Genomic DNA, 26210 nt, shown 5'->3' with positions numbered 1-26210 from the left:
GAAGTATAATTATTTTCTTACAACAATTATAACACTAAGTTTTAGGAGTTGGTAATAAATTTAAGTATTAATTGTTAAATTTCAATCCTTACAAAAGTGTAATTTTTTTGTAAGCTAATTCGATAGTTACTTCTTACAATATTTCATACAATTAAGTCAGAAAGAAACAAGTAAGGAGAATTCATCATGCAAAACATCACTTTTAACAAATTAGATTTTATAGGATTAGCTAGCGGCTCCCTTCTTCTTACTGCTTTGATTTACGCCGCTACGCTTGTATAACTTTGTGTCCCCTTTCCCCTTTATATAGAAAAAGACGACCGTCTATGCCCGGTCGTCTTTTTAAATGTTTCTTTCTTTTAACTCTTTTAAAAGCTCTATCATTTCAGCTTGTTGTTTTATCTTCTTACGACCATTTCGATTAATTGCTGCAAGTTCACAAGCAACTCCTACAGCGAAGAAAAACAATAAACTTTCTAACATATGAAATCCTCCAATTGCCTATTAAACTGCTTGACGTAATTGCTCTTCTTGTAAAATTCGCTTGTTTATATTTTCTTCTTTTCTTTGACAAACGTTATTGCGAATAAGTGCTGCAATAACAAGTAAAGTTCCTACAATATCAAACATCGTTATTTGATATCCTTGCATCATCATAATAATTAGAGTCGTAATAGGTACAAAGTTAATAAATAAAATTCCATTAATAGATGATAAAATCTTCACACCATGGTTCCAAGCGAGTAACGCTACGATTCCCGGTAATGTCATCATAAACAATAAATCATATTTCACGATAGAAATCGTTCCCATACTCGGAACCGACACATGTCCAAGCGATGTAATGATTACAGTTATAATCCCTGTGACAGTCGTACCAAATACACACGTCAACGTAGAATAACGTAATGTTGACCAATCACTACACGTTTGACCACCCATCGTATAAATAACCCAACCTACAACCCCAACAAATATACATGCTAGTGAAAACATGTTATCTTTCAACGTTAAAAAGAAACTCATATCACCTTTTGTAATAACAAACACCGCTCCTACAAAGGCGATAATCATGCTCGTTACCATATACTTTTTCGGTTTTACATGCTTATATCCCCATAGAATACAAATAGAAATCATCGGCATAAGTGCTTCCATAATAGAGGCTACCATCACACCTGACTTTCCCATTAACATTTGCCCCCAAAATATAAGTACATTATATACAGTAAATGCCATCGTTCCGAAAAAGACGAGTAACTTTCCTCTTCCCCCTAAACGAAATGCCTGTTTTCCTTCTTTCATCAACAATAATATAATCAGTACGATCGCCACCGCTCCATAGCGAATAAGCGAAAAATAAAATGGATCTATGTATTCTAACGCATGATCAGCAACTGGAAACATTGCTCCCCATGACATACTTGCAATTAAACACGCTAAAGCACCTATTATCATTTGACCTTTTCTCACCGCAATCCCCCACTTCTTTCTATTTGCACAAAGAGAATTGTAAAAGAAAAAATATATCACGTAAAATGATTCAAAATGATGTTAACTATCATTTATAATGATAGTTAACATCAAGGAGGATCGTATTATGGAATTAAGAGATTTACAAATCTTCCAGAGCGTCGCCGACCAAGGTAGTGTAAGTAGCGCAGCAAAGGAATTAAATTACGTACAATCAAATGTAACCGCACGTATTAAACAACTAGAAAACGAGCTGAAAACACCGCTCTTTTATCGTCATAAACGAGGCATGACTTTAACAGCTGAAGGAAGAAAAATGCTCGTTTATGTTAATAAAATTTTGCAAGATGTCGATGAGCTAAAACGAGTATTTTTAGATAATGAAACACCCTCCGGTATATTAAAAATTGGTACTGTCGAAACAGTAAGTACATTACCTACCATTTTATCTTCTTACTATAAAAGCTATCCGAACGTCGATTTGTCATTACAAGCGGGTCTAACAGAAGAATTAATTAGAGAAGTACTCAATCATCAATTAGATGGTGCTTTTATATCAGGACCAATAAAACATCCACTTATTGAACAATACGATGTTAGTACAGAAAAATTAATGCTTGTAACACAAAATAAAGCTTTTCATATCGAAGAATTTACATCAACGCCTCTACTCGTTTTTAACCAAGGATGTGGATACCGTTCCAAACTAGAACGATGGCTGAAAGACGAAGGTTTGCTACCAAAAAGAATTATGGAATTTAATATATTAGAGACAATATTAAACAGTGTTGCACTCGGTCTTGGAATTACACTCGTACCACAGTCTGCTGTCCATCATCTTTCTAGAGCTGGTAAAGTACATTGCCATGCAATCCCTGAAAAATATGGTAGTATTTCAACGGTTTTCATACGCCGCAAAGATAGCTATATGACGAATTCCATGCGTAGCTTTTTAAAAACAATCGAGGAGCATCATCATATCAATATGCTTTAAAAGACATTCTTACACGAATGTCTTTTTTTCTTACAAAAGTGTAAGTCTTCCGTAAGCTAATTCGATAGTTGCAGGCGATCATATTTCCTATAATTAAGACATAGAGCAGGGCAACAACAATTCGAAAAGGAGCGGATACGCATGATGAACAAAATGAAATCAAATAAACTTTTAAATACAATGGGCATGGTGCTATCCGCACTTGTCGATGCAAAAGCTGTTGCAACTACATTAAACAAATAAGGAGAGATTATAATGAACAACATTACTTTCAACAAATCAGACTTTTTAGGACTTGCAAGTGGAGCGACTCTTCTTACAGCTTTCATTTACACACTTGCTCAAGGTCTTGTTTAACACTTTCACTTTGTTTCCCCAACCCCCTTTATATATAGAAAAAGCTGCTCGTCTTATAGACAAGCAGCTTTTTAGTTTGTCCCGCTTTAATGGGCAGTAAGACCCCCACCTCAAAATTCAGCGAAAGCAAAGAATCTAGATGGGGGATCAACTGCCCATTAAAGTCCGATTGGTTCAACTAATAATCAGTGGGGGATGAAGAAAACCCCCACTGATTAAAGTTTCACTTTATTTCATATATAATTTGACCTGTTTTCGTCATATCATATCCACCAATCGCCTTTAATTCATTATGAAATTCTTCCGATTGCAGAATATCTTTCACGACTTCGATCAACTCTTCATTTTCTTTATTCTTCAAAATTACTAAATCATACTGTTCTTTCATGATTGGAATAAAGTCTACATTTACAATTTGCGAAAACTTTTCTGAACCTATTCCCACATCAGCTTTTCCATTCGCGACTTGCGTGGCAACACCAAGATGATTTGATTCTTCCCATTCATATCCACTAATATCAGCTTTATTTAATTTTTGGATTCGTAATTGTTCATCCACTAACACTCTAATACCAGAACCCTTTTCTCGATTCACAAACTTTATAGTGGACCCGGATATGTCAGCCCATGTCTTTATTTTCTTCGGATTTCCTTTTTGAACATAAAACCCTACATTTCTGGACAATAAATTAATCATAAGACATGGCTGTCCTACTAAAATACGTTTTACGTAAGGAATATTATATGTACCCGTTTCACCATCAAACAAATGCAAACTAACGATACTTCCTTCTCCTTGATACATTTTCACTAAACTCGTTAAGCTACCTTGATACGCTCTTAAAACATTAGAACTTGGCAAACGATTTTCTATACGTTTAGCTAACATATCTAACGTTAGTTCTTGACCACTAATAATACACGTGTTCAAGATACTACTACCATCGTTTTTTACAGGATTAACTTGTACTTTTCCTGTTTTCATTTGCTTTATATATTGTTCTAAATCTGCTGCATCAATGCGCATCTGTCTACCAACTCTATAAGAAGGAAGTTCTCCTTTTTTAATTAAGTCGTATACAGTTAATTTTGATACTTTTAATCGCTTTGCTACTTCTTCCGTTGTGTAGGAATGATGATCCATAGACGATTCCTCACTTTCTTTCTTCATTGTAACAAAGAAAATAATATTTCTCCTATATTTTAAAAACAACTACATCGTTCAAATTATATTAAATTATAACTAGTTATATTTAGTTATGTTTAGTTATAATTAATTATGTCAAAACGAAAGGGGATTTTTTTATGAATAAGTTTACATCACAATCCATCGGGGCACTTATCCTTTCTTTTCTTCTTATATTTAGTGTTGCATGTACAAGCGGAGATAAGAAAGAGAAATCAACTGCTAAAGAAGGAAAAGCAGTCGAACTTACTATATCAGCAGCTGCAAGCTTACAAGATGCATTAAAAGAAATTGAAACAAAATATAAAGAAAACGAACCTAATATTAAACTTTCTTTTAACTTCGGCGCTTCCGGAGCACTTCAACAACAAATTGAACAAGGTGCACCTGCTGATTTATTCTTCTCAGCAGCAGAAGATAAATTCCAAACCCTTGTAAAAAAAGGATTCATTAATGAAAAAGAAGGAAAAAATCTTCTTGGAAATGAACTAGTTCTAGTCATCCCTAAAGATAGTTCTCTTACAAAATTTCAAGATTTAAAAGATGAGAAAATCAAAAAAATCGCACTTGGTACACCTGAATCTGTACCTGCGGGAAAATACGCAAAGGCTTCTCTCACACATGAGAATCTATGGAATGACATTCAAAATAAAATCGTATTTACAAAAGATGTTCGCCAAGTGTTAACATATGTGGAAACAGGTACTGTCGATGCTGGTATTGTATACAAAACAGATGCTCTTATTTCAGACAAAGTAAAGATTGGCGAGACAGCAGCAGCTACTTCTCATGAACCAATCCACTATCCTTTAGGTGTTATTAAGGAATCTAAACATAAGAAAGAGGCGACTTCATTTTATGAGTATTTGCAGTCAAAAGACGCACAATCTATCTTTAAGAAATATGGATTTACAGTCCTATCATAATTGCCATGAGCTTTGATGCTATTTTGTCACCAATCTTTCTATCTTTACGAGTAGCTGCATGTGCCACCATTATCGTTACAATTTTAGGAACAATAATCGGACGGGCATTGGCACGCTCCTCATGGAGATACAAAGTAATACTAGAAACGATTTTCTTATTACCAATGGTACTTCCACCAACTGTTATCGGCTTCTTTCTCATTATCATTTTTGGAAACAACAGCCCGATCGGAAGGTGGATTGAATCATTATTTCAGCAGTCTATTATGTTCACATCTACCGCTGCGATCATCGCTTCTACAGTTGTTGCATTTCCGCTTATGTACCAATCAGCGAAAACGGGATTTTCTATCGCAAATGTACAAATTGAAGAAAGTGCTCGTGATCTTGGTGCAAGTGAATATCAAGTTTTTCTGCACGTTACACTTCCGCTTGCATTTCCTGCATTACTAAGCGGGATGATTTTGAGCTTTGTCCGCGCGCTCGGTGAGTTTGGTGCTACACTCATGTTTGCCGGGAACATTCCTGGTAAAACACAGACAATCCCAACTGCAATTTACATGGCCATTGACGCAAGTAATATGCAACTCGCCTGGACACTTGTGGTTATCACTATTAGTATGTCACTCCTATTTCTGCTATGTATTCAGCTTATTAACAAAAGAATTACTAACCTTTAAAGCAGCTTTTTTGGAAGCTGCTTCTTTATTTCTTAGGAAATAAAATATACCACCGGGAAATAACTGAATTTTACCTCTTATTAAAATATACATTTTATTTGAATTCACTTTCTAAAATAGGCAATTTCCTGTTATTATATGGAGGTGTTTCAAAAAATGAAGAAATGAAAACGCATTTATATCGTGAATTCTTCATCCTGTTTTAGCGATCGGTAATCTTCTACTCTATTAGTGGGGCATTACCGATCGTTAGAACGATATGTAACTATATTGGTATAGCAAACCGAAGGGAGTCTTGTAATGGACATTTTATTAGCGCTTCTTCCTGCAATTGCATGGGGAAACATCTTATTAGTAAGCGTAAAAATGGGCGGTGGTGCATATAGCCAAACGGTAGGTATGACAATCGGTGCTCTATTCTTCGCAACAATTATGTATGTATTTACTCAACCAGCTTTAACAATGACAGTCTTAATTGTTGGTTTTATTTCAGGTTTATTCTGGGCTTTAGGACAAGTAAACCAATTAAAAACAGTTGAAAAACTAGGTGTTTCAACTACCGTAACAATTTCTACTGGTATGCAACTTGTTGCAACTTCTATCTTTGGGGTTATCGCTTTCCGCGAGTGGACTACTACTACAACGATCATTCTGGGAACGATTGCAATCCTATTAATCGTAGTTGGTGTTGTATTCACATCATTAGATGATAAAGAAAATGCTCAGCCACCAGGACAATTGAAAAAAGGACTTCTTACTTTAATTGTTTCTACTTTCGGCTATCTTGTATATGTAATTATTATTCGTTGGTATAACATCGATGGTTGGTCTGCTATTTTACCACAAGCAGTTGGTATGTTTGTTGGTGCGGTTGTACTGACATCTAAACATAAACCATTTAACAAATATGCAATCCGTAATGCTTTATCTGGTTTACTATGGGGAACTGGAAACTTATTCTTACTTCTTTCACTACCACGTGTCGGAGTAGCAACAAGCTTCCCATTATCTCAAACTGGAATCGTTATCTCAACATTCGGTGCAATTGTCTTCTTAGGTGAAAAGAAAACAAAACGTCAATTGATCTTTATTGCACTAGGTAGTGTTTTAATTATCGGTGGCGCTGTATTGTTAGGTATGACAAAAGCATAAACTTATAAACTATTAATCTCTGAAGCAGTTATGCTTCAGGGATTTTTTATTACAACTGTTTTTTAAGTATAATAATTTTTATAACCTTATTTGTATTAACCCTCCTCCCTCCATTTTCATCCTTCTCACGATAAGCCTTTTCTTTTTACAAAATTCTCTTAAAAATGGTATCGTTTTTTATAACATATCTCCACTAGAAAGGAATAGAGGATATGCTAACTAAACATCGAATTCTATTTATTGGTGCTGGTCGTATGGCAGAAGCTATATTTTCCGGATTACTTAAAACAAGCAAAGAATACATCGAAGAAATTATCGTTTCTAACCGAAGCAACGTAGAAAAACTGGAACAATTACAAGCGCGATATAATGTGTCTACTACAACAGATTGGAAGCAGCATGTTACATCTGTTGATACGATTGTTTTAGCAATGCCGCCTTCTGCACATGAAGGTTTATTAGCGGAATTATCTCCGTTACTATCGAATCAACTTGTCGTAACGGTAGCTGCTGGCATTGGACCATCTTATTTAGAAGAAAGACTTCCCGTGGGAACGCCTGTTGCTTGGATTATGCCAAATACAGCTGCTGAAATTGGAAAGTCTATCTCCTTATATACAATGGGACAATCAGTAAATGAGATACATCAAGAAACCCTGCAACTGCTTTTAAAAGGCATTGGTACTTCGCAACTTTGCACTGAAGAGGAAGTTCATCAGCTTACTGCAGTTACTGGAAGTGCACCAGCTTTCCTTTATTACTTTGCCGAAAGCTTAATTGAAGCAACAAAAAGTTATGGAGTCGATGCAGCAACCGCAAAACACCTTGTCATTCAAATGATTTCCGGCTCTGCTTCTATGCTTGAACAAACGCAAGATCCAGGTAACCTCCGCGAACAAGTAACAACACCCGGTGGTTCTACAGCTGAAGGTCTCAAAGCTTTATATGAATATAATTTTTCGGAGGCAATTCAAAAAGCAGTAGAAGCAACAAACAAAAAAGCTAGGGGGAAATAATATGAATTTAACAAGTTTAAAAGACTATACAACATTACATAACGGTGTAAAAATGCCTTGGTTCGGTTTAGGTGTTTTTAAAGTAGAAGATGGTTCAGAAGTAATTGAATCTGTAAAAGCAGCAATTAAAAATGGCTATCGCAGCATTGATACTGCAGCAATTTATCAAAACGAAGATGGTGTTGGACAAGCAATCCGTGAATCAGGTGTTGCACGTGAAGAATTATTTATCACATCAAAAGTATGGAATAGCGATCAAGGATATGAAACAACACTTCAAGCATTTGAAACTACATTAGAAAAATTAGGTCTAGAATATTTAGATTTATATTTAGTACATTGGCCTGTAAAAGGGAAATATACCGAATCATGGAAAGCATTAGAAAAGCTTTATAAAGATGGCCGTGTTCGCGCTATCGGTGTGAGTAATTTCCACATTCACCACTTACAAGACGTATTTGAAATTGCTGAAATTAAGCCAATGGTCAACCAAGTGGAATACCACCCACGTTTAGCACAAGAAGAGTTACATGCATTCTGTAAAGAACATAATATCCAGCTTGAAGCTTGGTCACCATTAATGCAAGGACAACTACTAGATAATCCAACGTTACAAGAAATTGCGACAAAATATAATAAATCAACTGCGCAAATTATTTTACGCTGGGATTTACAAAACGAAGTTGTAACAATTCCTAAATCAATTAAAGAACATCGCATTATTGAAAATGCAAACATCTTTGACTTTGAATTAAGTGCTGATGATATGAAAGCAATTCAAGCTTTAAATGAAGATCGTCGCGTTGGTCCAGATCCAGATAATTTTAACTTCTAGTAGAAAAACCACTGCCATATGCAGTGGTTTTCCCGTTTAAGAAAACTGAAAATTTAAACTATATTCCATTTGGTTGACACTTCATTATTCAAGGCGTAAGATTTTGAATTATCAAAGAAACACAAAAATTAATAAAATTTATTTGTTTACTCATTGTATCAAGAGAGGTGGAGGGACTGGCCCTTTGAAACCTCGGCAACAGGTTCATTTTTGAATACTGTGCCACTTCCTGCAAGCTTTATGGCTTGAAAGATAGAATGAGGGACTTCGTTTATATACGGGTGCATAACTTGTACGTAAAAATCCCTCTTTCTCAATATGAAAAGAGGGATTTTTTATTTTTCATTTCCCTCATCATCATCCAAACTTAATTATTTAGGAGGAAAATCAAATGAAAAAGAAGTTTGTACCCGGTATTGCATCAGTTGTAGGAGTAAGTATTTTATTAACTGGTTGCGGTAGTTATAAAAACGAAGCAAGCGGAGCAAATGCAAAAGACGAGGCACCTAGTAAACAGGTTTTAAACTTATCTTCACCTACTGAAATACGAACAATGGATACGGCTCGTGCTACAGATACTGATTCTGGTCAAGTAATGAGAAACGTATTTGAAGGTTTGTATAATCTTGGTGAAGGTAACAAACCTGTTCCTGGTGTTGCAAAATCTCATGAAGTAAGTGGCGATAAAACGAAATACACATTCCATTTACGAGATTCAAAATGGTCAAACGGCACTCCTGTTACAGCAAAAGACTTTGTCTTTGCTTGGCAAAGAGCTGTTGATTCAGCAACAGCCTCTGAATATGCATTTCTATTCTTTGATATTAAAAACGCAACAAAAATTAACAATAAAGAACTTCCAGCCGATCAACTTGGTGTAAAAGCAATTGATGACCATACGTTTGAGGTAGAATTAGAACGTCCTGTTCCGTACTTTATAAGCTTAACAGCGTTCCCAACATTTCTACCAATTAACGAGGAATTCTTTAAAGTACAAGGTGATAAATATGCTTTAGAAGACAATACAATTTTGTACAACGGAGCTTTTACACTAAGCGATTGGAAGCACGAACAAAGCTTTAAATTCAAGAAAAATCCTACCTATTGGGATAAAGATACTGTCAAACTAGAAGAAATCAACTTTAACATCGTAAAAGAAAAGTCTACAGAAGTAAATTTATTCGAGTCAAAACAATTAGATCGTATCAAACTAACATCTGACTTCGTTGATAAATATAAAAAAGATGCTAACTTTAAAGAACGTCCAAATGTAGGCGTACAATTTTTACGCATGAATCAACAAAACAAAGTACTTCAAAACGTTTCTGCACGCCAAGCAATCGATCAAACAATTGATAGAAAATCCTTTGTAAATACGTTATTAAATGATGGCTCTACCCCAACATTTGGTCTCGTTCCAAAAAACTTTGCAAAAGGACCTGAAGGAAAAGACTTCCGTACTGCAAACGGTGATTTAACAAAAGTTGATACAAAATCTGCACAAGAATTATGGAAAAAAGCTAAACAAGAGCTTGGTTCTGAAAAGATAACATTAGAATTATTAACGAGTGATGCTGACCTTGATAAGAAAACTGGTGAATTCTTAAAAGGGCAACTAGAAAAGAATCTAGATGGATTAACAGTAAATATAAAACCGCAACCGCGTAAGCAACAAGTTTCGCTTTTATTAAAAGGTGACTATGAAATCGGAATTGACGGCTGGAGCCCTGACTTTGCGGATCCAATTACATTCCTTGAGCTATTTACAACGAATAACCCTTATAACTTAGATCATTACTCTAATAAGGAATTCGATGAAACAATAGCAAAAGTGAAAACAACTTTAGCTGGTGATGAAAAAGCTCGCTGGGAAGCATTACTAGAATCCGAGAAAATATTATTTAAAGACTCTGTTATCGCTCCTCTTTACCAAAAAGGTGAATCTTATTTAGAACGTTCTTATGTGAAAGGAATTGTGCAAGTAGACTTTGCGGGTCAATTAAACTTCAAGTGGGCAAAAATTGAAAAATAAAGTAAAACCGTAATAAGTGGGGGTTCTTCATCCCCACTTATTATTAGCCCACACCAATTGTTTTTTTAGCAAAATATATTAAAAGTAGGTTCTCTCACACAAGAGAATCTACTTTTTTAATATATTATTCCAAGAAATTAACATTCTATTTTTATTATTGACATATAGTTCTTTCCAGTGTTAATATTCTAAATAATCGAAGAAACGAAATATTTCACCATTAAAATATAATGTCTACTAAGTTGAAACATATAACGATAGATTATAGCTCAACATGTATATACATATAGAACACCTGATTACCTATAAACAAATATTTATAATAGGTTCTATCTCCTTCTATAGCTACTTCAAGACATGGACATTACGACGTTACGAACAACACATTTAGGGAGGAACGAACAATGAAGAAAAAAGTTGTACCTGTTGTTGCATCAGTTTTAGGGGCAAGTCTATTACTAACTGCTTGTGGGGGAAATAAAGATCATGCAAGCGGAGCGAAAGCAAATGATAAAGCACCTGATAAACAGGCAATTAACTTATCATTTGCTTCAGAAATTCCAACAATGGATGTTGCAAAAGCAACGGATGGGGAATCCATGAGCGTAATGCGAAATGTTTTTGAAGGTTTATATGCAATGGGAGAAGATAACAAACCAATTCCTGGTGTTGCTGAGTCGGTTGACGTTAGTCCCGACAAAACAAAATATACATTCCACCTGCGTGATTCAAAATGGTCAAACGGTACTCCTGTTACAGCAAAGGACTTCGTCTTCGCTTGGCAACGTGCCGTAAATCCTGATACAGCAGCTGAATATGCATTCTTATTCTTCGATATACAGAATGCAAAAAAAATAAGCCAGAAACAATTGCCAATTGATCAACTAGGGGTCAAAGCTCTTGATGATAAAACGTTAGAAGTACAGCTAGACCGTCCTGTTCCCTACTTCTTAAGCTTAACGACATTCTCAACATTCTTACCAATTAACGAAGAGTACTTAAAATCTCAAGGAGATAAATATGGTTTAGAAACAAATCATTTAATTTACAACGGTGCTTTCACATTAGATAACTGGAAACACGAGCAAAGCTTCCAATTGAAGAAAAACCCTAACTATTGGGATGCTAAAACTGTAAAATTAGAAGAAATCAACTTCAATGTCGTTAAAGATAAGTCTACAGAAGTTAACTTATATGATTCAGGACAAATTGATCGCGTTGCTTTAACTGCGGAGTTTGTTGATAAATATAAGGGCGATCCAAACTTCAAAGACCGCGCTGAAGTTGGCATTCAATTTTTACGACTAAATCAAAAAAATGAAACATTAAAAAATCAACATGCACGCCTTGCTATTAACGGAGCAATGAATAAAAAAGCATATGTAGAAACAATTTTAAATAACGGTGCTGTCCCAGCTGAAGGAATGATTCCTGCGAAATTCGCAAAGAGTCCAGAAGGTAACGACTTCCGTAAAGAAAACGGAAACCTAGTCAAAGATGATGTGAAAACAGCGAAAGAAAACTGGAAAAAAGCGAAACAAGAACTTGGTACTGACAAAGTAACAATCGAACTATTAACAAGTGATAATGCTTTAGCTAAAAAGACTGGTGAATATTTAAAAGGTGAACTAGAAAAGAATCTAGATGGATTAACAGTGACATTAAAACCACAACCACGTAAACAACAGTTAAAACTACTATTAAGTGGTGACTATGAAATCGGTATTGATGGCTGGGGCCCTGACTTCGCTGATCCAATTACATTCTTAGATTTATTTACAACAGATAGTGCTTATAACTTCGATAAATACTCTAACAAAGAGTACGATGAGCTCATTCATAAAGTGAAAACAGATTTAGCTGGCGATGAAAAAGCACGCTTTGAAGCAATGAAACAAGCTGAAAAAATCCTATTACAAGACGGCGCTGTCGCTCCTTTATACCAACAAGGTCGCTCTTACTTACAACGCTCTTTCATTAAAGGACTTGTAACAACTGACTTCGGCGGTGAATTTAACTACAAGTGGACAGAAGTTGCAAAATAATAAGTACCAGTAAAAAAAGGTATCCAATTGAAGGATACCTTTTTACTTTATACTTCTTTAACTACAGAGCTTCTTCTTCCCTTTACTATTCCTTTTATAGATACAGTAATCACTGCTACCAATTGTGTAACTAATATAATGACTAATAATGAAATAATATTTTTCTCTAAACTAACTCCCCCGAATATTATTGTATAATAGCCATTCGCTGCATATGTTGCAGGAAATAATTCGCCGATTGTTTGATATGTTTTAGAAAGCATCTCATGTGGTACGATTACACCCGAACTCACAAGTTGTAACGATAGTGAAATTATATTAAAGATCATACCTGCGTTTCCAAACACAGTTAGAAACATTTGTGTTAATGAAAGAAAGGCAAAGAAGACTATCGCTTGAAACATCCATATACTCCATACTGCTTCATGTATTTCAATTTGAAACCCTTTCATCAAACCAATTGTAATACATGCCAGCAAAATTGATACTGTACCGTTAATGATTTGTCGGGATAAGAAATTACTCCAACCGCCCTTTACTTCTTTTGCAACTTTTGATAGTTCCATACTCATAATCATTGCTCCTACAAATGAAGCTAATACGATCATTAGCGGTACCATATTAACTGAAAATCCTTTTGCATCATTTACTTTATGAACTGTAAAACCAATTGAATCTTCGGTTAACCCTTTTATCACTTCTACATTCTCAGGTCCTGCAGCTTGTAGCTTTCCGACAATCGCTTGTTTCTTATAATTTGCTATCTCTTTATTTACATTATCTCGAATTTGTTTTGCAGCCCCTTCCATCATTTGCTTTGCCATCATGGCATTCGCTTGATTAATGCGGAAGTTTAAATTTGATTTTCCTGTTTCATTTATATCCTTTGAAAAAGAAGCAGGAATTTCAATAATCATATCGTACACATGGTCATTCATTTCCTTGTTTGCTTTTTCCACAGACCGTTCTGCTTTCACCTGAAATGGTAAATTTCTCTGTAAGCCTTCTGCTATTTTACTCCCTATATTTCCATCCTCATTCACAATAGCAATACGCATTTGATCTGCTCGTTCATTCACTCCATCATATGCCGTTAACCAAACACAAAAGAAAATAAGTTGGAAGGATAGCGCTACTACCATTCCTACATACGTACCTGGTCTTTTTAAAAACTGTTTTAATGTATCCATCTTCCCGCTCTCCTATTTAGCAAGCAAGTACATACTTGCATTTTATTTTAAATAAATACTAGGGTCTTAATGCCCTAGCATATAAAACAATATTATTTTCAATAAATTTCTCATCATCAACTTCTGTCAGGTGATCTGCAAAACGTAATTTAGATAAGAAATATCCAAAATTGATCCAGATAAAGTTCATTACTTGCGCTTCAATATTCGTATCAACAATGTTTCCTTTTTCCTGCATTTTTGCAAAATAGATGCTTAATTCTTCTTTTAGTCCTTGTGGTATTTTAGCAATTTCCCCGTCTAATTCAGGAAATTCTCCAGCCTCACGTATACCAATAGCAATAATATCTTTTACCCCATCTAAAAAATTATGATAATGCCTTGCTAAGTTCTTTAAATCCGTTTCTAATTCCCACACAATTTCTGTTTGTAAAAACTGTTTTAAATGCGGTACATATGAAAATTCAGCAACTGCAGCTTCAATAACACCCTTCTTACTTTTAAAATTGCGGAATATCGTTACTTCATTAACACCAGCACGCATTGCAATTTCTTTCGTTGTCGCTGCTGTATATCCTTTTTCTTTCACTAATTCAATTGCTGCTTGAATGATTTTTTCTGCTGTCTTTGAGCGCGCCATAAAACCCTCTCTTCCTCATGCAAGTGATCACTTACATTTAGATTATATACCTTTTCTAATAATTGTCAATAATCCTCTTCCCCTTCTTGTTGCATTGAACTAAAACTCATTATAAATGTAATCATAAATATCAAATATGTTCTCCACGTCAAAGAAGGTACATACCCTGACCAAAGATAGCTAATTAAATAGTTAATCCCCATAATACAAGACGATATTACTAAACTAATACTTATTAGTTTTACATATTTGAGCATATCTTTTCTCCTTATTTTTTATTTTTCTACTTCTTCAAATTGCAGATTCACCGGCTCTTCTAAGAGTGTTTCATAAAAATTTTCTGCCAAATCTGTTGAAGGAATTTTTTCATCTACTTCATCAAATCGAATACTATCTAGCCATACACAACCTTCTCCTGATAATAAAACACCGAATGCAATACCAAGCGCCCCTTCTTTTATATCTAATACAACCGAGTACGATTGCCAGTTATTCGTATTTTTAATTGGACGATTTTGCATATTATCCATAGCGAGCGGTTCTGTATCTTTCCCATCTACTCGCATCCACAATCCTGCCCAATCTCTTACATTCTCACTCTTAATAAACGCTGTTAAACGTAATCTTTTACCTACATATTTATCTGCTCGGAACATTTGCATTAATGTTGAAAATCCTCCATGCGTAACATTCTCATTTGCTTTTATGTATGCAGATACTTTTCCTTGATGGACAATTTCATAATCTAAACCCATCTCATATTCAGCAGGATGACTTCCACTTAAGATCCATCCTTTCGGTATACCTTTTTGCATTGAAACACCCTCTCTTTCTATATAAAATGACTGAAAGTACTTTCGATATTTCTTTGGTGGCAATTGAAACATTCTTTTAAAAGCTCTCGTAAATGCCTCTTGTGAGGAAAAACCGTATTGCACTGCAATATCAATAACAGCTCTCTCCGTTGAAACTAAAACTTGCGCAGCATGAGTTAACCTTCTCTTTCGAATATAATCTGTTACACTCATCCCGATATACTTTTGAAAAATGCGATGAAAATGGTACATCGATACGGCACTGTGAGACGCCACTCTTTCTGTTGTAAGCTCCTCATGTAAATGATCCTCTATATATTCAATCGCCTGTTTTATCATCTCTTTATATTCTTCATGCATGTTAGTACCCCCTCACAACTTCAATTTACCATATACATACAAATCATTTTTGATTTAAATTGCGGATTATCCCTTGTGGCTATAGGGTAATAATTTATTTTCAACTCATACATAATTACATGATTTTGGGAAAAACTTGTATAGAACGAATTTACATAAGGAGGAATTTATAATGAGAATTTTACTATCAGTTTTATTAGCTCTTATGCTAGTACCTGCATTAACAGGATGTAAAGCTCCTGTTAAAGAAGACACAACTTCTAATAAAAAGACTACAGAAGAGGCAAAGAATGAAGCTCCTGCTGATTTAAAACTAGACTTTAATGAATTCGATTTAAAGGCAGACTACCAAGATACAAAGAAAGACTACGAAGCTGACTATAAAAATGTAGCAGCAGATAAGAAAATGGAAGCAAAAATTGAAGATCATAAAGCAGATGTAAAATTAACAGGAGACGAGGCTATCACAAAATTAAGCCCACTTCTACAAGAATTAAAATTTAATAAAGATACTCCTGACCAAGAAGTAATCGATCAAGTAGTAAACGTGTTCAAGCTTGATAAAGACTACCAAAAGTTCGATTTAGAAGTTGTCTTCTCTGATGGAACGAAAAAAGAATATAAAAGAGAAATAAAATAAAGAAGTAGGCGGTTGCCTACTTCTTTATTTTTGCATATCTTAAATCTGGCTTAGATCCAACATAATATTGAAGTCCAGATACCGTTTGTTTTTGTAAATAGGAATCCGAAGGGAATATAACCGGAATTAATGGTGAATCTGCAAACATAATATCTTCCGCTTTATGCAGTAAGTCAAAACGCTTATCTTCATTTTGTTCAACTTCTGCTTCCTTCACTAAAGCATCAAATTCTTTATTATGCCATTTTGCATAATTGTTTGGACCATCACCTGCATATAAATCTAATTTAGTAATTGGGTCTAATAGAGAACCGCCCCATCCCATATAAGCTAATTGAAAATCACTTTGTTTATATGTATCGATGTAACTCTTCCACTCTTTATTTTCTAATTTAATATCTACGCCAAGATTTTTCTTAAACATTTCTTGCATTGCTTCTGCTACTTTTTTATGTTGTGTATCTGTAGTGAATTTTAATGTTACTTCAGGTAATGTAGACCAGCCTTGTTCTTTCATACCTTCTTCTAGTAATTTTTTCGCTTCTGCTGGATCAAATTTAACGTAACCACCTTTTTCTTTACGGAAATCACGGCCACTTTGTGTTTTTGCTCCTTCTGGAACGAATGCATTTGCTTCTTGTGCATTGTTTTTATACAGTTTTTCAACGATAAACTTACGATCAACTGCTAATGAGAATGCTTTACGTACTTTCGCATTTGTGAATGGCTCTTTTTCTACGTTAAACGAATAAATATAAGATGAGAATCCCGCAACACGCTTATATTCTTTATTTCCTTTTTCTTTCTCAATCATTTCTTGTGGTAAACCACTTAGTAAATCTAATTCTTTTGATTTGTATAATTGGTACGCTGTTTTAGAATCTGGAATAATACGAAACTCAATTTCTTTTAATGTTACCTTTTTATCGTAGTATTCTTTATTTTTTTGTACTGTAATAGCCTGATTATGCTTCCATTCTTTTAACGTGAATGGTCCGTTCGTAATTAACTCTTTTGGATCTGTTTTTAATTTATTATTATCATCAATTGATTTTTTAGATAATGGAATGAATAATGAGCTTGCTAATTTTTGTTTAATGGAAGACACTGGGTGTTCAAGTGTTACCTTTAATGTTTGAGGATCAATGACTTGAATGCCAACTTGTCCTTCTTCACCTTTTCCAGTATTGTATGCCTCTGCCCCTTTAATAAAGTACATTTCTGTCGCATTCATAGAACCCGTTTTCGGATTTAATAATCGCTTCCATGCAAATTCAAAATCATTTGCTGTAATAGCAGAACCATCTGACCATTTAATATCTTTCTTTAAATGAATTGTATACTCAGTTCCATCAGCATTTACTTCTTCTTTCTCTGCTAATTCATTTTGATATTTCCCATCACTATCTTGCGTATATAAGCTTGAGAATAAATGTCCAATTACATAACCTGAAGTACTATCTGTCGCAATAGCGGAATCAAGTGTATATGGATCGCTACCAATATTCGTTACTAATCGATCTCCCTCTCCCTTACCAGCACTCGCCTTTTGCGTCTCTTTCTTACCGCAAGCGACAGAAGTAATTGCTAAAACAGTCATAATGACAAACAGTAAAAACTTCTTCATCCTACATTCTCCTTTAACCTGAAATTTTTGGTGTTGATGCTAATAATGTTTTTGTATAAGAATGTTGTGGATTACGGAATACTTCGTCCGTATTTCCAAATTCAACAAGTTCTCCTTTATATAAGACAGCCACTTTTTCACATAAATAGTGAACCATCGGTAAATCGTGCGCGATAAATAAATATGTATAGCCTTGTTCTTTTTGAATCTTTTGCAGCAAATGTACAATTTGAATTTGCAATGAAACATCTAATGCCGAAATTGGTTCATCAAGAATCAATACTTCTGGCTCACACAATAACGCCCTTGCAATAGCAATCCGTTGTCGTTGTCCTCCGCTAAATTCGTGCGGGTAGCGATCAATATATCGTCTATCTAACCCAACACGCTCTAGCGCATCACCCGCGACTTTATCTTTCAATCCTTTATCGCCGAGTCCGAATGAAATATATCCTTCTGTTACGCTATCGCGTACTTTCCAGCGCGGATTTAATGCTGCTGTGGAATCTTGAAAAATAAACTGTACTTTCTGTAAGAAATCACGCTTATGAGCTGCCTTCAACTTGTGAACGACTTGACCGTTATAATCAATTTCACCAGACGTTGGGCTCTCGATCCCAGCTATGAGCTTACCAAGTGTTGTTTTTCCAGAACCACTCTCTCCAATAATGCCAAGTGTTGTTCCTTTTGGGATAGAAAGTGATATATCTTTTAACGCTGCAATTTCTTTATTTTTACTTCCATACGTTTTCGTTACTTGCTTTACGGTAATTAAATCTGCCGTCATGAGGCATTCACCTTCTCTTTTGATTTCGCTTCGTTATGCTCAAGAACATGCTGCCAGCAATGTGAGCTATGCTCCCCAGAATATGTTGTTCTCTCTGGAAAACGATGAATACATTCTTTGATTGCTACCGGACAACGATTTACAAAAGGACAACCAAAGCTATTTAACGTCTCAATGGAAGGTGTCGTTCCTTCGATTGCACGTAATACTTTTTCGGTATCATCCATATTCGGAATTGCTTGTAATAAGCTTTTTGTGTATGGATGTTTAGGAGAACCTATTACTTCCTGTATCGTTCCTTTTTCAACGACACGCCCTCCGTACATAACAACTACTCGGTCAGCTACTTCACGTACAAGTGCCAAATCATGTGTAATTAATAAAATACTCGTATTTTGTTTTTCTTTTCTTTCTTTTAATAGCCCCATAATTTGTTTCTGAATCGTTACATCTAATGCCGTTGTAGGTTCATCTGCAATAACAAGCTTTGGATGACAAGCAAACGCAATCGCTAAACAAATACGCTGTCTCATACCGCCGCTTAATTGATGTGGGTACTGTTCAAAGCGTTTCTCTGCTTCATGTATCCCTAAATCATTTAATAAGTTAATTGCAATTTTTTTTGCCTCTTTTTTCGATTTCTTTTCGTGTTGCAAAATCACCTCTGTAATTTGCCTTCCCACCTTCATCGTCGGATTTAAAGATGAAAGTGGGTCTTGAAAGATAAAAGAAATATCTTTCCCACGAATTTGATTCCATTCTGCTTCCTTTAAATTTGTTAATTCCTTTGATTGGAAAGATACATTTCCATCATCAATGTGAATTACTTCTTGATTTAAGCCGATAATGGATTGTGCTGTAACACTTTTTCCTGAACCACTTTCTCCTACAAGTGCAACTATTTCACCCTCGTTAATAGAAAAGGAAACATGCTTCACAATTGCTTGCTTACTGGTCTCTTTTTCAACGGCTAACGTTACGTTTTCTAAAGATAAGAGCTGTCCCATGTTTTTTCTCCTTTCGATTCCGTTTTACGATTTTCGGATCAATTGCATCTTGCAAGCCATCACCAATTGCATTAAATGCGAACATGATGAGTGCAATCATGATTGCCGGGAAGAATAGCTGCCACCATTCCCCACTTAGTAATGTCCCAAGTGCATCGTTCGTCATCGTCCCCCAACTCGCTGCTGGTGATTGCACTCCAAGACCAATGAAGCTTAAAAATGATTCTGAGAAAATAGCCGCTGGAATTGTAAATGACAAATTCACGATAATAATGCCTGTTAAGTTTGGAATTAAATGTCCATATATAATTTTCATATGCGATGTACCTAATCGCTCCGCTGCAATAACAAACTCTCTTTGTTTTAAAGACAAGACTTGAGCTCGAATGAGACGAGCCATTCCAATCCACCCTGTTAATGCAAGGGCGATAATGATGGTAAAAAGACCTGGTTTCATAACGATTAATAGTAAAATAACAATTAATAAATACGGGATACCGTATAACACTTCGATTCCTCGTATAATCCACTCATCAATTAATGTCCCAAGGCGATTGCGCCCTCTCACATATCCACTAAATCCACCGATCAGTACACCTAGCCCTATATCAAGAACTGCTGCTACCAATCCAACTGTTAGCGAAATTTTCCCGCCAGCCCATGTACGTGCCCATATGTCTCTACCTAAATCATCTGTTCCGAACCAATGTTCACTACTAGGCGGTAAGTTTGTTGCCTCTTTTACTTGCTCACTCGCAGTAAATGGCGTTAAACTTTCACCAATAAGCGAGAATACAATAATGAGTAATAACGTCACTGATCCTAAAACTGCGATTGGATTCGATACAAACTTACGAAGTACTTCCTTTTTTCGGCTAATCGTTTGCTGATCTTTATTTATCGTTAATTCTTTTTTCTCTTCATTCGTTAATAACTGTTTATTAATTTCATAAGCTCCCATTTAAATATCCCCCCTCCTTACGTAATAGAACGAATACGCGGATCAACAATACGATGAATAATATCTGTAATGAAAATACAAGAAATTAATAATGCACTATAGAAAATCGTTGTTCCCATAATCACTGGATAATCTCGGTTAAAAATACTGTCTACAAAATATTTTCCCAGACCAGGAATTGAAAAAATCTTTTCAATAACGAAAGTACCTGTTAACAATCCCGCCATTAATGGTCCAACAAATGTAAGTACTGGAACAATTGCATTTCGAAGAGCGTGCCTTATAATGATTTTTTTAATTGTTATACCTTTCGCTCTTGCTAATTTAATATAATCACTCTGCAATACTTCGATCATATTAGAACGAACAAATCTTGTAATAACCGCGATTGGTCCTAATGCCAATGCGAAAGATGGTAATACTGTATGTTCAAATGTACCCCAAGAGGCTACTGGTAAGAGCTCGAATTGAATAGCGAATACTTGTATAAATAGTGGTGCTAAAATAAAACTCGGAATAGAAATACCGAGGATGGCAAGTAAACTTACACCGTAATCAATTACCTTCCCATGATAGAGAGCAGCAAATGTACCTGCAGCAATTCCGACTAGCAATGAAATAACAAGTGCTTGTAAACCAATAATTGCTGATGGACCAAAACCAGTTGTTATAATTTCTGATACACCTTGCCCGGTTGATTGAACAGATTCACCAAAATCAAAATGAACTACGCCGTCTAAATAAGCAACATATTGATTCCATAACGGTTCATCAAGGTGATACTTCGCTCTCATGTTTTGGATCACTTCTTCAGGAAAGATTTTTGCATCTGATGAAAATGGATCCCCCGGAATAATATGCATAATTAGAAATGTCACTGTCGTAATAACCCATAGCGTGAACACCATAACTGATAATTTTTTAATTACATACACTTCAATAACCCCCTAAACACATGTATTTACTTAGTTTTATTAACGTACTTTTTCCATTACTCCCTTTTCTCTTTTTAGAATACAAAAAGCCTTGATCTTAAAAAATAAGATCAAGGCTTAATAAACAAAGGCCCATCACTTATCTTTCAAGACTTGCTTGCTGGAATTAGCACGGTGTTCCTATTACAGAACCCGCTGCTGAGGTGTCATAGGGCCAGTCCCTCTACCTCTCTGGATAAGTAAATTGCTATATTATTATTTGGTTCAAATTGTATATTTCGAATTATAATTCTGAAAAAATGAAAAGTCAATCAAATTGGATATATTTAGAAAAATCAGTTTTTAATACTTTTATTTATCTATGTCGTATTTCGCCTATAATAAAAAAAGATATGAAAGGAGCTATAAGATGGACCCCTTACTTCTAGCTACTATAGGATTACCCTTAACAATCGTTATACTTGTCATCATCGGCTTCTACAAACTCTTCATCAAAAAGAAAAGCATCACCTCTTTTTACACACCCTTTGATAATATTACTGGACAAACTATTTCCGAATTTCACGAAGAACAAAAGGTATTAGTATCCGAGGATGAAGACGGCGATGGTAAGAAGAAAAAATAACCTTGCACAGGCAAGGTTATTTTTTCGTTTCTGCTTGAAAACGTTTATAGTATGTCGATGCTGTTGCAAAGTTAATTTCTATATCACGAATCAACGATGAATCTTCTTCTTTAGCTAACTTCTGTAATTTTTTCATTGCTTGTTCCGATTCATCTAAGAAACCAGCATATACCTCATGTTCTTGCTCTTTCGACTTTGGAACACGAATTTCTTTACGTATATGATCAATATCTTCTAACATGCTAGTCGTTACCTTTTGCACATCTTCTTTATATGTAGCATTCGTTATTTCCTTACCGCCCTTTTCTTTTGCCACTTCAAATAACTGCAGTGCTTTATTAATTTCTTTATTCATCTTTACATCGTATTTTTCATGTACTGCAAGATATTCTTTCATCTCTTCTGTTTGTTCAGTAGATTGCTCTACCTTTTCTTTCGGTTCTTTCGTATCTTTATTTCCATTACACCCTGCTAGAAGGAGCATACTTCCCATTACAGCAATACCCAAAACCTTCTTCATCTCTTCTTCTCCTTTTATCTACAGCTATTACTTATAGTTTCTTTTATCTCCACTTGTTATTATACCGAGAACACCCTACTTTTTACACTTAAGACGAGATCTTAATATACACACCAACATTTTTGTCACAGTATCGTCACTTTATGCAAATAACTTTTGCACTGCTTTACTACAGCACCTTACAAAACTATATGAGGTATTTCAAAGAAATGAAAAAAGAACTGATTCAAATATTCCCTTTGAATCAGTTCTTTTTTGTTAAGCCTCTAAATTTTGTCTTGCTTGCAGTTCAAACTGCTTTTCACTTCTTCTAGCCATAAATAAATAGCACAGTACCGCACCAATTTCACAAAGAGCTATTACAACACCCATCGGTAATGCGGTGTTACTTCCACCAATACCTACTAGCGGTGCAACAAGCGCTCCTGAAATGAACTGTAATAAACCTAATAAAGCTGATGCTGTTCCTGCAGCTTGTTTTTGATTTCTCATCGCTAATGAGAACCCAGTTGTTGAGACAACCCCAACACTTGATACGACAAGGAATAACGAGCATAAAACACCAATTAACCCTATTCCTAGTAAGATTGTCAATAGTAAAGATAAACCACCAACAGCTGCAATAATGATACCAGAGACAAATAATGTCTTCTCATTCACTTTCCCCGCTAAACGACCCGTAACCTGACTAGCAATAATAATACCGATACCGTTGATTGCAAAGAATAAACTAAATTGCTGTGGTGATGCCCCGTATATATTTTGCAATACAAATGGTGATCCCGAAATGTAAGCGAACATTGCCGCTGTTACTAATCCTTGTGACAATGCATATCCCATAAACAAACGATCTTTTAGGAGTTTTCCGTACGTCGCTAACGTCCCTGACAAACCACCTGTTTCTCTTTCTTCAGGAGGTAATGTTTCACGTAATACGAAAGTAGCTGATATTAACATGAATACACTAATTGCTCCAAGAACGATGAAAACACCACGCCATGTTGTAAACTGCAATAATTGTCCCCCAATAATCGGTGCCAAAATAGGTGCTGCTCCGTTTACTAACATGAGCAGTGAGAAGAACTTCGTCATTTCAGAACCCGAGTACATATCACGTACCATTGCACGTGATATAACAATTCCGGCTGATCCTGAAGCTCCTTGTAGGAAGCGCAATAACACTAAGGTCCAAATAGATGGCGCAACAGCACAAAGTAAAGAAGAAGCAACATAAATAATAAGAGCAATAATAAGAGGTTTGCGTCTTCCGTAAATATCACTAATTGAGCCAACAAATAATTGTCCTACTGAAAGCCCAAGCAAACAAGCTGTTAATGTAAGCTGGGCTAGGGATGCACCTGTTTGCAAGTCATCCGTTAATTTTGGTAACGAAGGCAAATACATATCAATAGATAATGGCCCAATCGCCGTAAGTGTTCCTAATACAAGAATCATCCATAACCTGTTCATCTTTACAGGCTTATATATTTCCTGATTAACTTCATTCACTTTTTTCGTTCACCCTTTCCTATACATACTAAATCGTAACAATTATAGTTACAACATAAACATACGTCAAGTATAGCGCATTTTCCTGTTTAATTCTGTAAAAAAAAGCGATAGAATTTCTATCGCTTTACTTGTTCAAATTACTATTTGTAAATTTAGATACGGAAGACATCGCCTCTCCTGTATCTAAATATGTGATTTGAATTGGATCTCCCACTTCTGTAAACATAGCATATGGGAATTTCTTCACAGGTATCATAAATACTTTTTGTTCATTCTCTAACAGTACGTACACGATTGTATTTTCACCTGATTTTTCTTTATATACACGTTGTACAGTGCCTTCTTTTTGCGCCTCTTTTCCATTTGAAGTCGGTCTAAATGAATCTCCACTTCCACTCAGCGCATTTTTATAATTCTCAAGCGCTTCTTTTTGCGTCGAACCTGTTGCAAATACTTTCGCATTAGAAGCATAGATAACTGTATGAGCACGTACTAACCCCCCGTCATCAATAACAGGTACAATCCAAGAAGGTTTACCATACACGTTATAAATAACCGGCATTGTCCCATGCCACTTTTCTCTCTTAAAGGAATTATCCACTACTTCCGAAGCAGCCGAACCATCCATAATTCCCTTTACTTCTTTTCCGTTATAGTAATACAACTTACCTGTACGCGCATCAATGAGTGAGTAACCTAACGCAGAATCTACTCCCTCTTTCGGAGAGGTGAAATCAGTAAAGTAATATAACGTTCCATCCTTACCGAAGATTGGCGTAACTCCTTCTTTCGTTCCCCACTCAGTCGGAATCTTCATGTCCGTTTGCGAGAATTTTGTATTCCAAAATCCGTGAATGTACTTACCGAAATACGTATTTAATGTAGATGCGGTCTCGTGATTTAATACACCATCAACAAATTTAGGTGCCTTTCCTTTATCGTATCTTTTCACTTCACCTGTTTGTGCGTCTACTACTACAACGCCCTCTACTTCGAATCCGGATCTTCCCGAAATAAATTCACCATACGTCATTGTATAATACGGTTTCCCTTTATCATCAACTTCGAATTTAGGTTTCCCTTTAAAAATTAAATCCCGTTCTGCTTTTCGAACGACACGTTCTAATTTATTACCAAAAAACATGCTTGGCACATATTTCATTTTATAACCGAGATGCAGTTTCGCTTCCGCATCAGGATTCGTACCTGACATCGTTACGTATCCTGGAATTGCCTCAGCTTTACGTGCTTTAAAAAATCCTGAAACTTCAATTGGTGCTACATATAAAGCCTCACCATTTACCATTTGTGGCGTTAATTCTCCTAGCTCAAAATAAGCTACTTTCGGAATGTCCCCAAATACTTTTTTCATTTTATTCTCCGCTGTCTTTGGCGGCACTGTAAACGGCTGATCATTTTCAGTAAATGGCTCTGAAATATCTTTCTCTACTTTTACAACAGAATCATATTTCTTTTGCGAGATTACTATATCATGCAAATAACCAAAATAGCCGTAACTTGCTAGTAAAACAAACATTAGAAGTCCTTTTAACGTACCTTCTAATTTCCCTATTTGATCTTGTGAAAATAGAACAAGCCCAATTAAAATTGCTACTGCAACAGAATAATGAGTAAGAATCGAATCTGGGCGATCATCAATTAGCCAAAAATATTCATAGATTGCAATACCTATCCAAAATAAAACAGGAATAACTAAAATGGATGATTTCTTACCCTTTACAACCTTCTCATCCCCTTTCTTATCCACTGCTCGAAGTTTACTACCGCTTCTTGTCCATGGAATCAAAAACAAAGTGAGAATAGCTAAAATTAAAAATTTCATCAAAGGCAATGTCCCCTTTTCATTTGTCTTCCCTTTTAGTATAACAAATAAA

The 26210-nt window shown here is 35.4% G+C and carries 27 protein-coding genes and 2 riboswitches; of the genes, 12 read left to right on the top strand and 15 right to left on the bottom strand.

Annotated elements, in window-relative coordinates:
• Positions 1 to 186: 186 nt before the first annotated feature.
• The gene (locus tag ATN06_RS27895) at positions 187 to 282 is read left to right on the top strand and encodes a DUF3948 family protein (protein WP_088116228.1); all 96 of its coding nucleotides are present in this window, start codon (positions 187 to 189) and stop codon (positions 280 to 282) included.
• A 60-nt stretch (positions 283 to 342) separates the two neighbouring features.
• Here the strand turns inward: ATN06_RS27895 and ATN06_RS01260 are convergent, their stop codons facing one another.
• The gene (locus ATN06_RS01260) at positions 343 to 483 is read right to left on the bottom strand and encodes a YrzO family protein (RefSeq protein WP_000894066.1); all 141 of its coding nucleotides are present in this window, start codon (positions 481 to 483) and stop codon (positions 343 to 345) included.
• Positions 484 to 504: 21 nt separating this feature from the next.
• Complete coding sequence (locus tag ATN06_RS01255) at positions 505 to 1473, bottom strand: DMT family transporter (RefSeq protein WP_060629256.1); 969 nt, start codon at positions 1471 to 1473, stop codon at positions 505 to 507.
• A gap of 127 nt (positions 1474 to 1600) precedes the next feature.
• Between ATN06_RS01255 and ATN06_RS01250 the strand changes: the two genes are divergently transcribed.
• Together ATN06_RS01250 and ATN06_RS01240 are read left to right on the top strand one after the other, a co-directional pair.
• A complete protein-coding gene (locus ATN06_RS01250) occupies positions 1601 to 2467 on the top strand; it encodes a LysR family transcriptional regulator (RefSeq protein WP_060629255.1) in 867 nt (288 codons plus the stop codon).
• A 255-nt stretch (positions 2468 to 2722) separates the two neighbouring features.
• Positions 2723 to 2824 (top strand): DUF3948 family protein, encoded by a 102-nt coding sequence (locus tag ATN06_RS01240; RefSeq protein ID WP_016089624.1) that lies wholly within the window; start codon positions 2723 to 2725, stop codon positions 2822 to 2824.
• A gap of 223 nt (positions 2825 to 3047) precedes the next feature.
• On the opposite strand, the gene ATN06_RS01235 is transcribed toward ATN06_RS01240, so the two are convergent.
• Positions 3048 to 3968 (bottom strand): substrate-binding domain-containing protein, encoded by a 921-nt coding sequence (locus ATN06_RS01235; RefSeq protein ID WP_060633078.1) that lies wholly within the window; start codon positions 3966 to 3968, stop codon positions 3048 to 3050.
• Positions 3969 to 4129: 161 nt separating this feature from the next.
• Between ATN06_RS01235 and modA the strand changes: the two genes are divergently transcribed.
• The 7 genes from modA (at position 4130) to ATN06_RS01200 (ending at position 12696) form a co-directional block, all read left to right on the top strand.
• Positions 4130 to 4936, top strand: coding sequence for a molybdate ABC transporter substrate-binding protein (gene modA, locus ATN06_RS01230; RefSeq protein ID WP_060629253.1), 807 nt, complete (start codon positions 4130 to 4132; stop codon positions 4934 to 4936).
• Positions 4937 to 4941: 5 nt separating this feature from the next.
• Positions 4942 to 5616, top strand: coding sequence for a molybdate ABC transporter permease subunit (gene modB / locus ATN06_RS01225; RefSeq protein ID WP_060629252.1), 675 nt, complete (start codon positions 4942 to 4944; stop codon positions 5614 to 5616).
• A gap of 300 nt (positions 5617 to 5916) precedes the next feature.
• Positions 5917 to 6768 carry a GRP family sugar transporter gene (locus ATN06_RS01220; protein ID WP_000353546.1) on the top strand — a complete coding sequence of 284 codons (852 nt, stop codon included), beginning with the start codon at positions 5917 to 5919 and terminating at the stop codon, positions 6766 to 6768.
• Between the two features lie 212 nt (positions 6769 to 6980).
• Positions 6981 to 7784 carry a pyrroline-5-carboxylate reductase gene (gene proC / locus ATN06_RS01215; RefSeq protein WP_060629251.1) on the top strand — a complete coding sequence of 268 codons (804 nt, stop codon included), beginning with the start codon at positions 6981 to 6983 and terminating at the stop codon, positions 7782 to 7784.
• 1 nt (position 7785) lies between these two features.
• Entirely contained in the window at positions 7786 to 8619 is an 834-nt protein-coding gene (locus ATN06_RS01210) for an aldo/keto reductase (protein WP_060629250.1), read from the top strand.
• 152 nt (positions 8620 to 8771) lie between these two features.
• Positions 8772 to 8878: riboswitch (SAM riboswitch) on the top strand.
• 132 nt (positions 8879 to 9010) lie between these two features.
• Positions 9011 to 10651, top strand: coding sequence for a peptide ABC transporter substrate-binding protein (locus ATN06_RS01205; RefSeq protein WP_060629249.1), 1641 nt, complete (start codon positions 9011 to 9013; stop codon positions 10649 to 10651).
• A 404-nt stretch (positions 10652 to 11055) separates the two neighbouring features.
• On the top strand, positions 11056 to 12696 hold the full coding sequence (locus tag ATN06_RS01200) for a peptide ABC transporter substrate-binding protein (protein WP_060629248.1): 1641 nt from the start codon (positions 11056 to 11058) through the stop codon (positions 12694 to 12696).
• Positions 12697 to 12743: 47 nt separating this feature from the next.
• On the opposite strand, the gene ATN06_RS01195 is transcribed toward ATN06_RS01200, so the two are convergent.
• From ATN06_RS01195 to ATN06_RS01180, 4 genes are all read right to left on the bottom strand, one after another.
• Positions 12744 to 13886 carry a YhgE/Pip domain-containing protein gene (locus ATN06_RS01195; RefSeq protein WP_060629247.1) on the bottom strand — a complete coding sequence of 381 codons (1143 nt, stop codon included), beginning with the start codon at positions 13884 to 13886 and terminating at the stop codon, positions 12744 to 12746.
• Between the two features lie 58 nt (positions 13887 to 13944).
• Positions 13945 to 14526 (bottom strand): TetR/AcrR family transcriptional regulator, encoded by a 582-nt coding sequence (locus tag ATN06_RS01190; protein ID WP_060629246.1) that lies wholly within the window; start codon positions 14524 to 14526, stop codon positions 13945 to 13947.
• A 65-nt stretch (positions 14527 to 14591) separates the two neighbouring features.
• A complete protein-coding gene (locus ATN06_RS01185; RefSeq protein ID WP_060629245.1) occupies positions 14592 to 14783 on the bottom strand; it encodes a hypothetical protein in 192 nt (63 codons plus the stop codon).
• 18 nt (positions 14784 to 14801) lie between these two features.
• The gene (locus tag ATN06_RS01180; RefSeq protein ID WP_060629244.1) at positions 14802 to 15701 is read right to left on the bottom strand and encodes a helix-turn-helix transcriptional regulator; all 900 of its coding nucleotides are present in this window, start codon (positions 15699 to 15701) and stop codon (positions 14802 to 14804) included.
• Between the two features lie 172 nt (positions 15702 to 15873).
• Here ATN06_RS01180 and ATN06_RS01175 point away from each other — a divergent pair, with 172 nt between their 5' ends.
• Entirely contained in the window at positions 15874 to 16341 is a 468-nt protein-coding gene (locus tag ATN06_RS01175) for a YusW family protein (protein ID WP_060629243.1), read from the top strand.
• Positions 16342 to 16357: 16 nt separating this feature from the next.
• Here ATN06_RS01175 and ATN06_RS01170 read toward each other — a convergent pair whose 3' ends face one another.
• From ATN06_RS01170 to ATN06_RS01150, 5 genes are read right to left on the bottom strand one after another with little or no spacing between them, the layout of a single operon-like run.
• Positions 16358 to 17968: a peptide ABC transporter substrate-binding protein gene (locus tag ATN06_RS01170; protein WP_060629242.1), complete on the bottom strand. Its 1611-nt coding sequence runs from the start codon at positions 17966 to 17968 to the stop codon at positions 16358 to 16360.
• Between the two features lie 13 nt (positions 17969 to 17981).
• On the bottom strand, positions 17982 to 18755 hold the full coding sequence (locus ATN06_RS01165; protein ID WP_060629241.1) for an ABC transporter ATP-binding protein: 774 nt from the start codon (positions 18753 to 18755) through the stop codon (positions 17982 to 17984).
• Positions 18752 to 19762 (bottom strand): ABC transporter ATP-binding protein, encoded by a 1011-nt coding sequence (locus tag ATN06_RS01160; protein ID WP_060629240.1) that lies wholly within the window; start codon positions 19760 to 19762, stop codon positions 18752 to 18754. The genes ATN06_RS01165 and ATN06_RS01160 overlap by 4 nt, the downstream gene beginning before the upstream one ends.
• Complete coding sequence (locus ATN06_RS01155) at positions 19719 to 20723, bottom strand: ABC transporter permease (RefSeq protein ID WP_060629239.1); 1005 nt, start codon at positions 20721 to 20723, stop codon at positions 19719 to 19721. The genes ATN06_RS01160 and ATN06_RS01155 overlap by 44 nt, the downstream gene beginning before the upstream one ends.
• 17 nt (positions 20724 to 20740) lie before the next feature.
• Positions 20741 to 21658, bottom strand: coding sequence for an ABC transporter permease (locus ATN06_RS01150; protein ID WP_060629238.1), 918 nt, complete (start codon positions 21656 to 21658; stop codon positions 20741 to 20743).
• 136 nt (positions 21659 to 21794) lie between these two features.
• Positions 21795 to 21900, bottom strand: a riboswitch (SAM riboswitch).
• Between the two features lie 167 nt (positions 21901 to 22067).
• Here ATN06_RS01150 and ATN06_RS01145 point away from each other — a divergent pair.
• The gene (locus tag ATN06_RS01145; protein ID WP_000371390.1) at positions 22068 to 22283 is read left to right on the top strand and encodes a DUF3951 domain-containing protein; all 216 of its coding nucleotides are present in this window, start codon (positions 22068 to 22070) and stop codon (positions 22281 to 22283) included.
• Positions 22284 to 22299: 16 nt separating this feature from the next.
• Here ATN06_RS01145 and ATN06_RS01140 read toward each other — a convergent pair whose 3' ends face one another.
• The 3 genes from ATN06_RS01140 to ATN06_RS01130 form a co-directional block, all read right to left on the bottom strand.
• Positions 22300 to 22803: a hypothetical protein gene (locus ATN06_RS01140; RefSeq protein ID WP_060629237.1), complete on the bottom strand. Its 504-nt coding sequence runs from the start codon at positions 22801 to 22803 to the stop codon at positions 22300 to 22302.
• A gap of 258 nt (positions 22804 to 23061) precedes the next feature.
• Entirely contained in the window at positions 23062 to 24273 is a 1212-nt protein-coding gene (locus tag ATN06_RS01135) for a multidrug effflux MFS transporter (RefSeq protein WP_116777297.1), read from the bottom strand.
• Between the two features lie 166 nt (positions 24274 to 24439).
• Positions 24440 to 26158, bottom strand: coding sequence for a DUF3981 domain-containing protein (locus ATN06_RS01130; protein WP_060629236.1), 1719 nt, complete (start codon positions 26156 to 26158; stop codon positions 24440 to 24442).
• Positions 26159 to 26210: the final 52 nt, after the last annotated feature.

Source organism: Bacillus thuringiensis, from assembly GCF_001455345.1.
Lineage (GTDB): Bacteria > Bacillota > Bacilli > Bacillales > Bacillaceae_G > Bacillus_A > Bacillus_A thuringiensis_N.
This window is presented reverse-complemented; position numbering and strand designations above follow the sequence as displayed.

Excerpts from the sequence above, each read along its gene's own strand:
- ATN06_RS01235 (WP_060633078.1), bottom strand. The coding sequence starts at position 3,968 with ATGGATCATCATTCCTACACAACGGAAGAAGTAGCAAAGCGATTAAAA.
- modB (WP_060629252.1), top strand. The coding sequence starts at position 4,942 with ATGAGCTTTGATGCTATTTTGTCACCAATCTTTCTATCTTTACGAGTA.
- ATN06_RS01180 (WP_060629244.1), bottom strand. The coding sequence starts at position 15,701 with ATGCATGAAGAATATAAAGAGATGATAAAACAGGCGATTGAATATATA.
- ATN06_RS01210 (WP_060629250.1), top strand. The coding sequence starts at position 7,786 with ATGAATTTAACAAGTTTAAAAGACTATACAACATTACATAACGGTGTA.
- ATN06_RS01140 (WP_060629237.1), bottom strand. The coding sequence starts at position 22,803 with ATGAAGAAGGTTTTGGGTATTGCTGTAATGGGAAGTATGCTCCTTCTA.
- ATN06_RS01185 (WP_060629245.1), bottom strand. The coding sequence starts at position 14,783 with ATGCTCAAATATGTAAAACTAATAAGTATTAGTTTAGTAATATCGTCT.
- ATN06_RS01205 (WP_060629249.1), top strand. The coding sequence starts at position 9,011 with ATGAAAAAGAAGTTTGTACCCGGTATTGCATCAGTTGTAGGAGTAAGT.
- ATN06_RS01200 (WP_060629248.1), top strand. The coding sequence starts at position 11,056 with ATGAAGAAAAAAGTTGTACCTGTTGTTGCATCAGTTTTAGGGGCAAGT.
- ATN06_RS01195 (WP_060629247.1), bottom strand. The coding sequence starts at position 13,886 with ATGGATACATTAAAACAGTTTTTAAAAAGACCAGGTACGTATGTAGGA.
- ATN06_RS01240 (WP_016089624.1), top strand. The coding sequence starts at position 2,723 with ATGAACAACATTACTTTCAACAAATCAGACTTTTTAGGACTTGCAAGT.
- ATN06_RS01220 (WP_000353546.1), top strand. The coding sequence starts at position 5,917 with ATGGACATTTTATTAGCGCTTCTTCCTGCAATTGCATGGGGAAACATC.
- ATN06_RS01260 (WP_000894066.1), bottom strand. The coding sequence starts at position 483 with ATGTTAGAAAGTTTATTGTTTTTCTTCGCTGTAGGAGTTGCTTGTGAA.
- ATN06_RS01130 (WP_060629236.1), bottom strand. The coding sequence starts at position 26,158 with ATGAAATTTTTAATTTTAGCTATTCTCACTTTGTTTTTGATTCCATGG.
- ATN06_RS01190 (WP_060629246.1), bottom strand. The coding sequence starts at position 14,526 with ATGGCGCGCTCAAAGACAGCAGAAAAAATCATTCAAGCAGCAATTGAA.
- ATN06_RS01145 (WP_000371390.1), top strand. The coding sequence starts at position 22,068 with ATGGACCCCTTACTTCTAGCTACTATAGGATTACCCTTAACAATCGTT.
- ATN06_RS01165 (WP_060629241.1), bottom strand. The coding sequence starts at position 18,755 with ATGACGGCAGATTTAATTACCGTAAAGCAAGTAACGAAAACGTATGGA.
- ATN06_RS01155 (WP_060629239.1), bottom strand. The coding sequence starts at position 20,723 with ATGGGAGCTTATGAAATTAATAAACAGTTATTAACGAATGAAGAGAAA.
- ATN06_RS01135 (WP_116777297.1), bottom strand. The coding sequence starts at position 24,273 with ATGAACAGGTTATGGATGATTCTTGTATTAGGAACACTTACGGCGATT.
- ATN06_RS01250 (WP_060629255.1), top strand. The coding sequence starts at position 1,601 with ATGGAATTAAGAGATTTACAAATCTTCCAGAGCGTCGCCGACCAAGGT.
- ATN06_RS27895 (WP_088116228.1), top strand. The coding sequence starts at position 187 with ATGCAAAACATCACTTTTAACAAATTAGATTTTATAGGATTAGCTAGC.
- proC (WP_060629251.1), top strand. The coding sequence starts at position 6,981 with ATGCTAACTAAACATCGAATTCTATTTATTGGTGCTGGTCGTATGGCA.
- ATN06_RS01175 (WP_060629243.1), top strand. The coding sequence starts at position 15,874 with ATGAGAATTTTACTATCAGTTTTATTAGCTCTTATGCTAGTACCTGCA.
- modA (WP_060629253.1), top strand. The coding sequence starts at position 4,130 with ATGAATAAGTTTACATCACAATCCATCGGGGCACTTATCCTTTCTTTT.
- ATN06_RS01170 (WP_060629242.1), bottom strand. The coding sequence starts at position 17,968 with ATGAAGAAGTTTTTACTGTTTGTCATTATGACTGTTTTAGCAATTACT.
- ATN06_RS01160 (WP_060629240.1), bottom strand. The coding sequence starts at position 19,762 with ATGGGACAGCTCTTATCTTTAGAAAACGTAACGTTAGCCGTTGAAAAA.